This window comes from Collinsella phocaeensis (assembly GCF_900119895.1).
Lineage (GTDB): Bacteria > Actinomycetota > Coriobacteriia > Coriobacteriales > Coriobacteriaceae > Collinsella > Collinsella phocaeensis.
This window is the reverse complement of record NZ_FQLR01000004.1, coordinates 838194-851682: the sequence shown is the minus strand read 5'-3', so window position 1 is coordinate 851682 and position 13489 is coordinate 838194. Positions and strand designations below refer to the sequence as shown.

The 13489-nt window shown below is 68.7% G+C and carries 11 protein-coding genes; 1 reads left to right on the top strand and 10 read right to left on the bottom strand.

Features of this window, described 5'->3' with window-relative positions:
• Positions 1-7: 7 nt before the first annotated feature.
• The 9 genes from BQ7355_RS05645 to BQ7355_RS05605 form a co-directional block, all read right to left on the bottom strand.
• Positions 8-1585: an FtsW/RodA/SpoVE family cell cycle protein gene (locus BQ7355_RS05645; RefSeq protein ID WP_072415309.1), complete on the bottom strand. Its 1578-nt coding sequence runs from the start codon at positions 1583-1585 to the stop codon at positions 8-10.
• Positions 1586-1591: 6 nt separating this feature from the next.
• Positions 1592-3001, bottom strand: coding sequence for a UDP-N-acetylmuramoyl-L-alanine--D-glutamate ligase (murD, locus tag BQ7355_RS05640; protein WP_072415308.1), 1410 nt, complete (start codon positions 2999-3001; stop codon positions 1592-1594).
• Positions 3002-3010: 9 nt separating this feature from the next.
• Entirely contained in the window at positions 3011-4042 is a 1032-nt protein-coding gene (mraY, locus tag BQ7355_RS05635; protein WP_072415919.1) for a phospho-N-acetylmuramoyl-pentapeptide-transferase, read from the bottom strand.
• Positions 4043-4045: 3 nt separating this feature from the next.
• Positions 4046-5458, bottom strand: coding sequence for a UDP-N-acetylmuramoyl-tripeptide--D-alanyl-D-alanine ligase (locus BQ7355_RS05630; RefSeq protein WP_072415307.1), 1413 nt, complete (start codon positions 5456-5458; stop codon positions 4046-4048).
• A gap of 108 nt (positions 5459-5566) precedes the next feature.
• A complete protein-coding gene (locus tag BQ7355_RS05625) occupies positions 5567-7378 on the bottom strand; it encodes a peptidoglycan D,D-transpeptidase FtsI family protein (RefSeq protein ID WP_240307333.1) in 1812 nt (603 codons plus the stop codon).
• A 10-nt stretch (positions 7379-7388) separates the two neighbouring features.
• Complete coding sequence (locus tag BQ7355_RS05620) at positions 7389-7847, bottom strand: cell division protein FtsL (RefSeq protein WP_072415917.1); 459 nt, start codon at positions 7845-7847, stop codon at positions 7389-7391.
• Positions 7848-7938: 91 nt separating this feature from the next.
• The gene (gene rsmH, locus BQ7355_RS05615; protein WP_072415306.1) at positions 7939-8904 is read right to left on the bottom strand and encodes a 16S rRNA (cytosine(1402)-N(4))-methyltransferase RsmH; all 966 of its coding nucleotides are present in this window, start codon (positions 8902-8904) and stop codon (positions 7939-7941) included.
• 23 nt (positions 8905-8927) lie between these two features.
• Positions 8928-9359: a division/cell wall cluster transcriptional repressor MraZ gene (locus BQ7355_RS05610; RefSeq protein ID WP_240307332.1), complete on the bottom strand. Its 432-nt coding sequence runs from the start codon at positions 9357-9359 to the stop codon at positions 8928-8930.
• 650 nt (positions 9360-10009) lie between these two features.
• Positions 10010-10939 carry a tyrosine recombinase gene (locus BQ7355_RS05605; RefSeq protein WP_072415305.1) on the bottom strand — a complete coding sequence of 310 codons (930 nt, stop codon included), beginning with the start codon at positions 10937-10939 and terminating at the stop codon, positions 10010-10012.
• Between the two features lie 341 nt (positions 10940-11280).
• Here BQ7355_RS05605 and pckA point away from each other — a divergent pair, with 341 nt between their 5' ends.
• Entirely contained in the window at positions 11281-12870 is a 1590-nt protein-coding gene (gene pckA, locus BQ7355_RS05600) for a phosphoenolpyruvate carboxykinase (ATP) (protein ID WP_072415304.1), read from the top strand.
• Positions 12871-13050: 180 nt separating this feature from the next.
• Here the strand turns inward: pckA and BQ7355_RS05595 are convergent, their stop codons facing one another.
• Complete coding sequence (locus tag BQ7355_RS05595) at positions 13051-13440, bottom strand: Rid family detoxifying hydrolase (protein ID WP_072415303.1); 390 nt, start codon at positions 13438-13440, stop codon at positions 13051-13053.
• Positions 13441-13489: the final 49 nt, after the last annotated feature.

Genomic DNA, 13489 nt, shown 5'->3' with positions numbered 1-13489 from the left:
CCACTTCCTATCTACGTGTGTCGCCGCGCCCGCGGCGCGACGTCGTCTGCCCTCGGGGCCTGAGCCGTTCAGCGGGGTCGGCGCCCAGGTCCACGCGATCGTAACCCGAACGGGAAGGCGGCCCCGCGAGCGGTACGGACGACGCCCGGGCACGCGGATGAGCGGCCGGGCGCTCCGATGCGGGGCTCGGCGCGCCGGTGGTCCCATCCAGCACGGAGAACCCGGGGCGGCCCGAAGGCGCAGGATCGCGGTCGGATCGGCGGCGGGGCGCGCCGGCGCTCGAGCGCCCCAGGTGGCTCGAGACCGCATCGGCCTTGGACATGACGGTGAGGCGGTCTCGGCGCTCTCGGTACGGGGCGGACCTGCCGCTTTCGAGGGATACGCGCATGACGAGCGCGGCGAGCATGAACGAGGCGATGAGCGAGGAGCCGCCGTACGAGATGAACGGCATCGTCTTTCCCGTCATCGGGATCACGCCGATGATGCCGAGCGCGTTGACCAGGAACTGAAGGATGAGGATGAGCGCTGCGCCCTCGGCCATGAGGCGATGCGCGTTGGACGAGGCGCGCTCGGCGATCTTGAACGCGGACCAGATGAGCCCGCAGAACAGCGCGAAGAACAGGACCGTGCCGATGAAGCCGAGCTCCTCGCCGATGATGGCGAGGATGTAATCGTTGTGCGCCTCGGGCAGGTAGTTGTACTTCATCGTCGAGTTGCCGATGCCGCGCCCCGTCAGGCCGCCCGACGCGAACGCCATGATGGCGAGCGTCGCCTGGTACCCGGAGTTATACGGGTCGCTCCACGGATCCATCACGACCTTCAGGCGCTCGAGGCGGTACGGCTCGATGAAGATGGCGAGGGCCCCGGCGAGGACCACGAAGACGCCGAGGGCCGCGATCACGCGCCCCTCGAGCCCCGCGAAGACCGCCATGAGGAACAAGGCGCCAAAGATGATGAGGGTGGAGCCCATGTCCGGCTGGAAGAACACGAGCGCGAGCGGGATCACGATGTCGGTGGCGACGCACCTGATGAACGTCTCGCGCGGCAGGGTGCGCTCGAGGTAGTAGCCGTCGAGCAGCTGCGCCGTGCGCATGATGAGGAAGGGCTTGAGCAGCTCGGAGGGCTGCAGCGTGAAACCCGCGATCGTCACCCAGCGCGTAGCGCCGCCCGCCCCCTGGCCGAAGAAGCGCACGAAGATGAGCAGCGCGGAGAACGCAGCGATGACGATGCGCAGCGCATCGCCCTCGATCAGGGGCCAAGGGAACCATCTCCTGGTCGTGATGATCAGGATGATGCCGCCCACGGCGGCGAACAGGGCCTGCCTGAACAGGTAATACGTCGAAGGGTTGCCCTCCTTGAGCGCCTCGACGGAACTCGCGGAATAGACCATGATCACGCCGAAGCCGACCAGCGCCACGAGGCACGCCAGGAAGACGAGTCGGGGCCGCATGATGCGCGCGGGCACGCCCGCTATGTATTTCTCGGCGAGGCCGGAGTGGTCCCTCGCCACCCGGCCGGCCTCGCGTACGGGCGTGCCGGACCCGGCCGCATCGCCGGCGCGCCTGCCGCGCGCGTTGGCATCCATGCGGACCTACGCCTCGCCGCCGCGCCCGAGAGCGCAGCGAAGCTGCTCGATATAGGCTTTAAACGCCCGACCGCGCTCCTCGAACCCCGAGAACTCGTCGAACGACGAGCAAGCGGGGGAAAGAAGCACGACGTCGCCACGGCACGCCAGCGAGCGCGCCACGTCGACGGCGTCCCGCAGGTCATCGGCGAGCGCGATGTCGACGTCGCCCGTGCGGTCGGCCTCCTCGAGGGCGCACCGGAAGCGCTCCCCCGCCTCGCCGAAGCACACGGCGGCGCGGACCCTCTCGCAGACCCGCTCCGAGAACCCCTCGAGGGGCGTGCCCTTGTCATGGCCTCCCAGAAGAACGATCATATCGCGACCGGGGAAGGCGGTGAGCGCCTTCTCGACCGCGTCGGTGTTGGTCGCCTTGGAATCGTTCACGTACAGCACGCCGTCGATCTCGCCGCAGGGCTCGACTCGGTGCTCGAGGGGGCTGAAGCTCGCGAGGCCCGTGCGGACCGCGGGCGCATCGGCCCCGCAGGCGAGCGCGGCGGCGGAGGCGGCGAGCGCGTTCACGACGTTGTGCGACCCCCGGATCGCCAGGTCGTCCGCGGGCACCAGAGCGGTCTCCTTCCCCGCGAGGCGAACGGTGAGCACGCCGTCGCGCAAAAACGCCGCATCGGGGGTGCCGGGGTCCGAGAGGCCAAGCGAGAGAACGCGGCGGCCGGACGTGAAGATATCTGCGGCGTGCGCGGCGACCCCGGGGTCCTCCACATCGACGATCGCGAGGTCGTCCGCGCCCATATTGGCGAAGACGCGAAGCTTCGCTTCGACGTAGGCCTCGTGCGAACGGTGCCAGGCGAGATGGTCCGGCGTGATGTTGAGCAGCACCGCGACGCGAGGATGCAGCTCGGAGGTGCACGCGAGCTGATAGCTCGAGAGCTCGGCGGCGAGCCAGGAGCCTTCCGGCGCATCATCCACCGCGCGGATGCACGGCGTGCCGATATTCCCCACCGCGCGGACGCCCAGGCCGGCGCCGCGCAGCAGATGGTCGATGAGGGACGTCGTGGTCGTCTTGCCGTTGGTGCCCGTGACGGCGCACCAACGGGCGCTCGAGAGCCGCCAGGCGAACTCGGGCTCCCCCATGATCTCGCCGGAAGCCGCGGCCGCCGACGCGAAGAACGAGGAGAACTCGGAGATCCCGGGGCTCGAGACGCAGACATCGTAGGAGCCGTGGACCTCCTCGGTCCCCAAGACCACCGTCGCCCCGCGATCCTCCAGGGAGCGGGACACGTCGGAGGGAGCGCTGCCCGCACCGCCGAGCACCGTGACCGAGGTCACGCGCTCGGGATGGGAGAGCCCCCATGCGGCAACATCGGCCCCGGTCGAGCCGAGGCCGAGGACGAGCAGGCTGAAGCTATGCGGCAAGGGCATGCGGAATCACTATCCCAACTGGAAGAACAGGGCGAGGCCGAGGGCGCCGAACGCGGCGGCAACGATCCAGAAGCGGATGACGACCTTCGTCTCCGCCCAGCCCTTCTTCTCGAAATGATGATGGATGGGTGCCATGAGGAAGACACGCTTGCGGGTGAGCTTGAAGCTCACGACCTGGATCATGACGGACAGGGCCTCGATGATGAACAGCGCGCCGATGATGAGCGACGACACCTCGGTGTTGGTGACGATCGCCATGCAGGCGAACGCGGTTCCGAGGGCAAGCGACCCGGTATCGCCCATGAAGATGCTCGCCGGATAGCAGTTGAACCACAGGAAGCCGAGGCAGGCGCCCGCGCAGGACGCGGAGAACACGGCCAGGTTGGCCTCGCCGCAGATGAACGCGATCCCGGCCATGATGAGCATGGCGATCATCGACGTGCCTCCCGCCAGGCCGTCCAGGCCGTCGGTGAGGTTGACCGCATTGGAGAGACCGGCGATGAGGAGCCAGGTGAACGCGAGGTACAGCCAGGGGATCGTGAAGGGGCGCCCGCCGACCTCGAACGTCGTGGAGAGGACGGAGAGGTCGATCGAGAAGCCGCCCGGGAAGCGGACCTCCGCGGGCACGTCGCAGAAGTTGACCGCGAGCAGGCAGAAGGCGACGCAGATGAGGGTGAGGCCGACCATCTTCGCCGCGGGCGTGAGGCCGAGCGAGCGTCCGTGGGTCACGCTCGTGACGTCATCGATGAGACCGAGCAGCCCCGTGGCGAGGGTCGCTCCCACGACGAGGACGAGCGCCAGGGTCCATTTTGCCATGAGCGCGCAGGTGAGCACGACCGCGACGAGGATCACGACGCCGCCCATGGTGGGCGTGCCCTGCTTGACGAGATGGCGCTGGGGACCGTCGGCGCGGACCTGCTGGCCGATCCCCTCGTACTTGAGGATGCGGATCCAGAGGGGCATGAGCGCCGCGGCGATGGCCGCAGAGATGCCGGCGGCGACAAACGCCTGATAGGTGGGGTACAGCGGGTTGCCGAGAATCATCTAGCACACCTCTTCCACGAGTCGATCGAGCCCGACGAAGCGCGACCCCTTGACCAGGACCAGGTCCTCGGGCCCGAAGGCGTCGGAAAGCGCGGCGATGGCCGCATCGGTGTCGTCCATGACCTGCACGGCGTCGTCGGACATGCCGAGCATGCGGGCGGCCCCCGCCATGGCGCGCGCGGCCTCGCCGCCCACGCAGACCAGAAGCGAGAGCTTCTTGGCCGCAGCGTAGGCGCCCGTCAGGGCGTGCAGGCGCGCGGACTCCTCCCCCAGCTCGCCCATCTCGCCGAGCACCGCGATGCGGGACCCCGTGCAAGGGAGGCTGCAGAGCAGGTCGAGCCCGGCCGCGACCGACTCGGGCGCGGCGTTGTAGGAGTCGTCGATGATGCGGGCGCCGGAGACCGCGCGGCGGACGTCCACGCGGCGTGCGGTGAGCTCGAGCGCACCGAAGGCGGCGTCGATCTCGGACGGGTCGATACCCATCCGGCGCGCGACGGCGGCGGCGTAGGCGGCGTTGATGACCGCCTGGGCCCCGGGCACGGAGAGGCGCGTGGAGATGCGCGCGCCGTCGGAGAAGGTCACATCGAAGCTCGGGCAGCCGTCCTCGCCCAGCTCGATGGCGGAGACCATGACGTCGCAGCCGTCACCCGAGCCGCACGAAACGACCTCGATGCCCGCCGGGACCGCGATGCCGTCGCGGATAAAGGCGAAGTAGTCGTCGGAAGCCCCCATGACGAGCGCTCCGCCGGGGCGCATGCCGCAGACGATCTCGGCCTTGGCGCGAGCGATGTTCTCGCGGCTGCCGAGCATGCCGATATGCGAGGTTCCGACCTTCGTGATGACCGCGATGTCCGGACGCGCGCAGCGCGACAGGCGCTCGATCTGGCCACGGCCGTCCATGCCCATCTCCACGACGAGGGCCTCGGTGTCCCGAGGCGCCGAGAGCACGGTGAGGGGCAGGCCGATGAGGTTGTTGAAGTTTCCGGACGTCGCGTGGACGCGGTAGCGCCGCGCCAGCAGGGCGGTGAGCACGTCCTTGGTGGTCGTCTTGCCGATGGATCCGGTGATGCCCACCACGCGCGCGCCGAGGCGGTCGCGCCACCAGGAGGCGAGGTCGAGCATGAACGCGGTGGGGTCGTCGGTCCGCACGATCGCCGCGCCCCGCTCCTCCGCGGCGGCGCGAACCCCCTCGGGGGCGTCAACGGTCATGACGACGCAGCCGGCGCCGGCCTCGAGGGCAGACGCCGCGAACGCGTTGCCGTCCACTCGCTCCCCCGGGAACGCGACGAAGATCGCGTCGCGCCCAACCTTCCTGGAATCGATGGTGCAGCCGCGACACGTGCGCGCCGGGTCTCCGCAGACCAGGCGCGATGCCGTCGCCTCGACGATGTCCGATACGGTTATCTCAATCATGCGATGCTCCTCGCTGAGCGCTTCCATGCAATATGCCAACGGTACATTCTAGCGCGGGGCGAACGCCCGTTGGTGCAGGTCATGTGTGCCCGCTCCAGACGCGCCCGGCTAGCGCGTGGGCGAGACGCCCAGCGCCGAGAGCGATGCGGCCATGACCTTGGCGAAGGGCCCCGCGGCGGCGGCGGAGGTGTACGACGTGCCGTCGAGCGTCACGTAGACCTGGACCTTGGGGTCATCGGTGGGGGCAAACCCCATGAACGACGCCATGAAGCTGCCCTCCTGGTAGCCGCCCTCCTCGCTCGCGCGCTGGGCGGTGCCCGTCTTGCCGCTCACGTCATAGCCCTCGACCTGGCCTCCCGAGCCGGTGCCCTCGTCCACGACGGTGCGCATCATGTCGGCGACCTGCGCGGCGGCGTTCTTCGAGATGGCGCGCGCATCGTGCTCCGACCAGTCGACCTCCTCGCCGCGACTCGCCTTGAGGAAATGCGGGCAGGTCATGACGCCCCCGTTGGAGATGGCCGACATCGCGCGCATCACCTCGATGGGCGAGACGGCAAGGGACTGGCCGAACGACATGGCGGCGACCGACGCGCCGTCGTACTCGTCGCGCGCCTTGACGATGCCGCGGTTCTCACCGGGAAAATCGACCCCGGACAGGGCGCCGATGCCGTAGCTGTCGATGTAGCTGGCGAAGCTGTCCGCCCCGATCTCCCGCCCGACGAGCACCATGCCCGTGTTGGAGGAGCGGCGCATGATCTCGCGCAGCGTCATGGTCATGCCGTAGTCGCGGTCGTCGACGTCGGTCACGTCGTCGTCGCCCGCCTTCACCGACGCCGGCACTTCGAAGGTGGTGTCGACGTCCATGAGGCCGAGGTCGATGCCCATGCCGCACACGAGCGCCTTGAAGACGCTTCCGGGCTCGTACGCGTCGGTCACGACGCGCAGGTTCATGTCCTCGGTGCGCGCGGAGGACAGGTCCGTCGGGTCGTACGTGGGGTTGGAGCAGGCGGCGAGGATCTCTCCCGTCGTCGGGTCGGTCACGATGACCGAGCCGTAGTGGGCCCCGCTCTTCTCGACGGCCTCGGCGAGCGCGTCCTCGGCCGCACGCTGGATGTTGGCGTCCAGCGTGAGCACGAGGTCGCATCCGTCCTGGGCCGCGACCTTCGAGTAGGCCCCGCCCGCGATGTAGCTGCCGTCGGCGGCGCGCTCGCGCACGATCTGACCGTTCACGCCCGTCAGGACCTCGTCGTATTGCAGCTCGAGGCCCGTGATGCCCTCGTTGTCGATGTTCACGACTCCGAGGACCTGGCTCGCCAGGGTGCCGTACGGGTAGACGCGCTTGATGGTCGGATCGAACTCGATGCCCGACAGCCCCTTCTTCTCCAAGGCCTCCACGTCGTCGGCGTCGACGCGGCGCTTGATGTACACCCAGGTGCCGTCGCCTGCCACGTCCCTGCGCGTCTGGTCCTCATCGACCCCGAGGACGTCGACGAGCGCGGCGACGACCTTCTCGCTGTCCTTCACGATCTGCGGATTCACCGCCACGTTGGCGCACTCGACGCTCGACGCGAGGACGTTGCCGTTGCGATCGTACAGGGTGCCGCGCTTGGCGTAGAGGGTCTGCGCGGCGAGACGGCGCGCGTCCACGCGAGCCATGTTCTCGTCGTGATAGAAGATCTGGTGGCCCGCGAGCTTGAGGACGCCCGCGCCCACGAGCACGCCGAGCCCGCCCTTCACGATCGTGCGCCTCGAGGCGAGCTTGCCGTCGTCGGTGCGCGGCGCCCCGTTGTCGCGCTCGCGGCGCGTGCGGGCGCCGTCGAACGAAGAAGGACCGGACGCCCTGGTTCGGCGGCCCGGCCCGGATGCGCGGCCACGACCGGTGCGGTCGCGGCCGCCGTAGTCGCGGCTATCGTAAGGCATGTGCGCCTTCCTACTCTGCAGAGGCCTGCGCGGCGGCGGAAGCCTCGGAGAGGTCGATGGTGACGGTATCGGCGGACTCCACCATCCCGAGCTGCTCGACGGCGAGCTCGCGGATACGGGTCTTGGAGCCGTAGACGGAGCGCATGACCTCGAGGTCGGAGCTCTCCGCGCGGGCGGACTCAAGCGTCGAGGTGAGCGCGGCGTTGGCGTTCAGGGTGGCGGCGGTCGCCGAGGCGATCCCCACCCGCGCCGCCCCGAGGGCGCAAAACAGCGTCGCCAGGACGACGAACACCTTGACGACATGGGTGAAGACGGGGCTCACGGCCTGGTCGGACTCGCGACCGGCACCGGTCACGACGTCGAAGCGCGGGCGCTCGAGCAGCTCCGGGGACTCGGTGTAACCGAGGTCGGGAGCCGCGGAGGGCTGCATATCGTATGCACGAGCTGCGTTGGAAGTGTAATAGGCCACGATGTGCAACCCCCGTCAAGAGAAGTGGTGCGAATAGAGTGCGTTTCATGCCAAGGAGTCGGGGGCGCGCTCCGGCGGATACGCGGGCTCGCTAGAGCCTTCGCGCCGCGCGGATCTTGGCAGATCGCGCCCGAGGGTTCGCCGCAACCTCATCGGCTGTGGCGACCAGCGGTTTTCTCGTTTCAACCTTGAGTGTCGGCACGTGCCCGCACACGCACACCGGGATCTCCGGCGGGCAGGTGCAGCCCTGGCTCAGCTCAGCGAACAGATGCTTGACGATGCGGTCCTCCAGCGAGTGGTAGGAGATGACGCAGATGCGCCCGCCCGGGTTGAGCCAGCGCACCGCGGCCTCAAGACCGCGCTCCAGCACGTCGAGCTCGTGGTTGACCTCGATGCGAACGGCTTGGAAGCTGCGCTTCGCAGGGTGTCCTCCGTGGCGGCGCGCCGCGGCGGGTATGCCCGCCTTGATGGCCTCCACGAAGTCCCCAGTAGTGCGCAGGGGAGCCGTCTCACGGCGCCGCACGACCTCGCGCGCGATCTGCCGTGCGAACTTCTCCTCGCCGTAGACGCGAAGAATCCGGGTGAGGTCGGCTTCGGTGTAGGTGTTGATGACCTCTGCTGCGTTTAGGGTGTTGTTCCCCGGATCCATGCGCATATCGAGTGGGGCGTCCTCGTTGTACGAGAAGCCCCTTCCGGGAATATCGAGTTGCGGGCTCGAGACCCCCAGGTCGAACAGGAAGCCGTCCACGCCCGGAACCTGGGCGGAGACGAGGAGCTCGTCCAGATCCCCGAAGTTGCCTTTCAGCAGCTTGCGGGGGGTGTCGGGAGCGTGCTCGTCGAGCCGCGCCGACGCCGCCTCGAGCGCCATGTCGTCCTGGTCGATGCCGATGAGGAGGCCGCTGTCGCCCACCTCCCGCGCCATGCGCAGGGAGTGCCCGGCGCCCCCGAGCGTGCAGTCGCACACGCAGGATCCCGGCTTGAGCTTCAGCTGATCGAGCACCTCGTTGAGCATGACAGGTTCATGCCGATATTCAGGTTTCAACGTTCCCGCTGCCATGCGCGTCCTTTCGTCGGTCCGCCCTAGGAGAAGAAGAGCTCGGCCAGGTCGTCGTCGGATCCGGCGGACTGGGCCTCCCACGTCGCGCGGTCCCAGATCTCCAGGTGGTCGTAGTTGCCCACCACGGTGACCTCGCGCTCGAGATGCTTCGAAGCGCGGAGCTGCTCGGCGAGGCCGATGCGGAACGCGGAGTCCATGTCCACGGACACGGTCCTGGCGTTGAGCCACCTCATGAGCGCCTGGTCGCGACGATCGCGGGCGTTGAAGCCGCCGCGGTCCTCGAAAAGGCCCTTGACCCACTTCTCGTAGTTCGCGTTGGAGAAGACGTACAGGGCATCGACATCCGGTGCGGGGACCACGCAGACGTGCTCGCCGATCTCGTCGCGAAGGACAGCAGGCAGGGACAGGCGACCTTTGGCGTCGAGATTTCGCTCGTACGTACCGGTCAGTATCACTGCTGCGCCCTCCCCTCGGTTGCTCGGCTGGCATTGCTTGCGGGGAACCGCCCCGTGTGTCGACGCATTCAATCTTATGGGGACGAGCGACCTTTTTCAACACTTTTCCCCACACGCTCCCCCACTTCCCCCCACCGGGACACCCATGCCACCACTCGCCAGAGAACGAGAGAACCGCATCGACACAAGATGTTGTGTCGATGCGGCCGGAACGTACCACCCATCGAAACGGCTGTGCAAAGATTCAACCTAAACTTGAGGTTGATGCGAATTTACGTTCGCTTGTGACGTCGGCGTGAACGGGCAGGTAGACGGCATGGCGGCACCGGGAGGCGACGCGCGGGGACCGCCCGGGCCTCCCGGTGGGACGCCGTGGGACGGCCCCGGTCCGCGCATGGCGCAACCACCATATTTTGTTGTGCAAGCGGATGCTACGCCCCCGCGCGGACACGAACGGCGCGCCATGGCCGGAAGCGAGACGGCTTCCGGCGGCCCCGCCCATGCCAACGGTCGCGCCGAAGGGGGCGTACCCCCGTGCCAAAGGGGACGTACCCTAATGGCACGGCTGAACGCTCGGCGTGCCGTTAGGGTACGTCCCTCTTGGCGAGAGCCTGTCCCTTTTGGCGCGGACGGGGCCCGCCCGATGACGACTAACGCGCGCGCGGGTGGGACGAAAGGTAGACCTCCCGCACCTGCGTGCGGTCGAGGTGCGTGTAGACCTGCGTGGTCGCGATGTCCGCGTGCCCCAAGATCTCCTGGATCGTGCGCAGGTCCGCGCCGCCGGAGAGCATGTGCGTGGCGAAGGAGTGCCGAAGCGTATGGGGGTGGAGCCCGTCGATGCCCACGGCGCGGCCCGCGCGCTCGCAGACGGCGTGGACCGTCTGACGGGAGATCCTCCCCCCGCGGCAGTTGAGCACGACTGCCGGCGACGCGCCCCCGCGGCCATGGGCGGCCAGGCTCGGACGCGCCGAGGCGAGATAGTCCCCCAGGCATGCCTTGGCCTGCCCCACGATGGGAACGAGGCGCTCCTTCGACCCCTTCCCCCGCACGCGCAGGAACTCGTCCGCGAGCGCAAGGTCATCCAGGTCGAGGCCGACGAGCTCGCTCGCCCGCAGGCCGCACCCGTACAGGACCTCGAGCATCATGCGGTCGCGCGCGCCCGCCGGCGTATCGGGAAAGGGCTGGTCGAGCAGGCGCCCGACGGCGTCGACGGACAGGCAGTCGGGCAGGCGGTCCTCAGTGCGCAGGACGCGCACCGCCGCCGTCGGCGAGGTCGTGGAGATCTGCTCGCGCTGCATGAAACGGTGAAAGCCCTTCACCGCCGAGAGCGCCCGATTCGTGGAGGACTCCGCGTAACCGGCCGCCGTGCGGGCCATGATGAACGCCTCGATATCGGCGCGCGTCACCCCGTCCGGTTCGAGAACGCCGCGGGCGGCGAGGTGCACGAGGTACGCATCCAGGTCTCGGCGGTACGCCGCGAGGGTGTTGGGGGCGAGCCCCCGCTCGACGGCGAGGTGCCCCAGGTACTCCTCGGCCGGTCGGGCCAGTGCCGGGCTCACCGCGCTTCGCTCTTCCGACACACCGCACCTCCGATCCGCGCCGCACCCGATGCTGCATGTGGGCGCGCCATCGGGTCTCGCCCCATGGTAGCCCACCGGGCGGACGGCGGCGTCCGCAATCGTCGGCAGCCGAGACCTTCGGGACCGTGGGGCGGAGCATCGCGATCGATTCCCGATCGTCATGGTCGCCCCGGCACCCGGACAGCCGCCTCACCTGCCCTTTTATACGCCCACGGAAGATGCTCAAACGTTTAACCGAATCGTCGGGGCGGCGCTTCCCGCCTCATGTCATAGTGAGCACCGTGTAAACGCGTCCGCCCGGGGCAGACGTCCCGAGCGGTCCATCGCCTGAGGAGGCAGCTGTGATCGAGACCATCTTGAAAGACGCGGGCATCGCCTGCGCCCCCGAGCGCCTGCACGTCGACTGGTGCGCCGCGCGGCTCGTCGAATACGCCGTGAGCCACGGTGAGGGCGTCCTCACCGACACCGGTTCCCTCATGGTCGAGACGGGCAAGTACACGGGGCGCTCCCCCAAGAACCGCTACATCGTGGACGCCCCGAGCGTGCACGCCAACGTCAACTGGGCGAGTCCCCAGAACCGCCCCTGCGACGTCGCGACCTACGACCGCCTCTACGCCAACGTCGCCGCACATCTCTCCGAGCGCGAGCTGTTCATCGTGCGCGCCTTCGCCGGGGCCGACCGCGCCTACGCCCGCAAGGTCATGGTCGTCTGCGAGCGCGCCAGCCAGGCCCTGTTCATCGGCGACCTGCTCGTGACCCCCACCGCCGAGGAGCTCGAGAACTTCGGGCGCCCCGACATCACCGTGCTCGCCGCGCCCGACTACACCACCTCGCCCGAGGCCGACGGCGTCGAGGGCGACGCCGCCGTCATGCTCAACTTCGAGACCCGCGGCATCGTCGTCGCCGGCACCGGCTACTCCGGCGAGATCAAGAAGGGCGTCTTCACCACGATGAGCTACCTGCTCCCCGTCGAGGACGGCGTCCTGCCCATGCACTGCTCCGCCAACGTGGACCCCGTCACCGGCAAGACCGCCGTGCTCTTCGGCCTGTCCGGCACCGGCAAGACGACGCTGTCCGCCGACCCCGGTCGCAAGCTCATCGGCGACGACGAGCACGGCTGGAGCCCCAGCGGCATCTTCAACATCGAGGGCGGCTGCTACGCGAAGTGCATCGACCTCACCCGCGAGCGCGAGCCGGACATCTACGACGCCATCCGCTTCGGGTCGGTCACCGAGAACCTGGTGCTCGATCCCAAGACGCACGCCCCGAACTACGAGGACGGCTCCATCACCGAGAACACCCGCGCCGGCTACCCGCTGTCGCATATCGACAACGCCGTCGAGCCCAGCGTGGGCGAGACGCCCTCCGTCATCCTTTTCCTGACGGCCGACGCCTACGGCGTCCTCCCGCCGATCTCCCGCCTCGACCGCACGGGCGCCATGTTCCACTTCCTCACCGGCTACACCTCCAAGGTCGCCGGCACCGAGGTGGGTATCGTCGAGCCGCAGCCCACGTTCTCCGCGCTGTTCGGCGAACCGTTCATGCCGCTCGACCACATGGTGTACGCCTACCTGCTGGGCGATAAGGTCGCCCGCCACAACACGCGCGTCTACCTGGTCAACACCGGCTGGACCGGCGGCCCGTACGGAGTCGGCCACCGCATCGCGCTGTCCCACACCCGCGCGCTCGTCCGCGCCGCCATGGACGGCTCGCTCGACTACGCCGGCTACCGCCACGACGACGTCTTCGACGTCGACGTCCCGCGCGAGTGCCTGGGCGTCCCCTCGGAGCTCCTCGAGCCGCGCCGCACCTGGGACGACCCCGAGGCCTACGACGAGGCCGCCGCGAAACTCGCCCGGATGTTCCAGGAGAACTTCGAGAAGCGCTACCCCGACACCTCGCTTGACGACCTGACCGCCACGAAGCGCTAGGGCACGCGAGGACGACAAAACCCCGTGGACGCGGACGGCCGCCGATGCACGAGCACGGCGGCCGTCCGTCTTGCTGTTCCATGCGCCCGCAGGTGAGCCCGCGGCCACACCCCGGATCGAGGGCATGGTCACGAGACCCCTCGCTTCGGACCCCGGTTCCCACCGCTCGAGAACGCTCGACTACCCTGCGGAGGGCACGCGGGCGATGACCTCTATCTCCACCAAGGCACCGGCGGGCAGGGCTGCAACCTGAACGGCGCTGCGCGCAGGGTACGGCTTGGGAAACCTCGATGCGTACACATCGTTGACCGCGGAGAAATCATCGATGTCGGTCAGGAAGACGGTGCACTTCACGACGTCCTCGAAGCCCGCCCCGGCTTCGGCAAGCAATGCCCCTATATTGGACAGGGCTTGCTCCGCCTGCGCGACGACGCCGACCGCGAGGCCTTCACCCTGCGGATCAAGGCCGATCTGGCCAGACAGGAAGATCATGCCGCCCGCCACCACTCCAGGGGAATACGGACCGATGGCGGAGGGGGCGAGAGATGATGCGACGGCCTTCTTGTCCATGGCAACCTCCTTGGGTATCCGACGCGGCGCGATGGCCGCATCGCCGTGT

Bases quoted from the DNA above. Each gene is read 5' to 3' on its own strand.
- rsmH (WP_072415306.1), bottom strand. From the start codon at position 8,904: ATGGCAGCGGGAACGTTGAAACCTGAATATCGGCATGAACCTGTCATG.
- BQ7355_RS05625 (WP_240307333.1), bottom strand. From the start codon at position 7,378: ATGCCTTACGATAGCCGCGACTACGGCGGCCGCGACCGCACCGGTCGT.
- BQ7355_RS05645 (WP_072415309.1), bottom strand. From the start codon at position 1,585: ATGGATGCCAACGCGCGCGGCAGGCGCGCCGGCGATGCGGCCGGGTCC.
- murD (WP_072415308.1), bottom strand. From the start codon at position 3,001: ATGCCCTTGCCGCATAGCTTCAGCCTGCTCGTCCTCGGCCTCGGCTCG.
- BQ7355_RS05595 (WP_072415303.1), bottom strand. From the start codon at position 13,440: ATGGACAAGAAGGCCGTCGCATCATCTCTCGCCCCCTCCGCCATCGGT.
- BQ7355_RS05630 (WP_072415307.1), bottom strand. From the start codon at position 5,458: ATGATTGAGATAACCGTATCGGACATCGTCGAGGCGACGGCATCGCGC.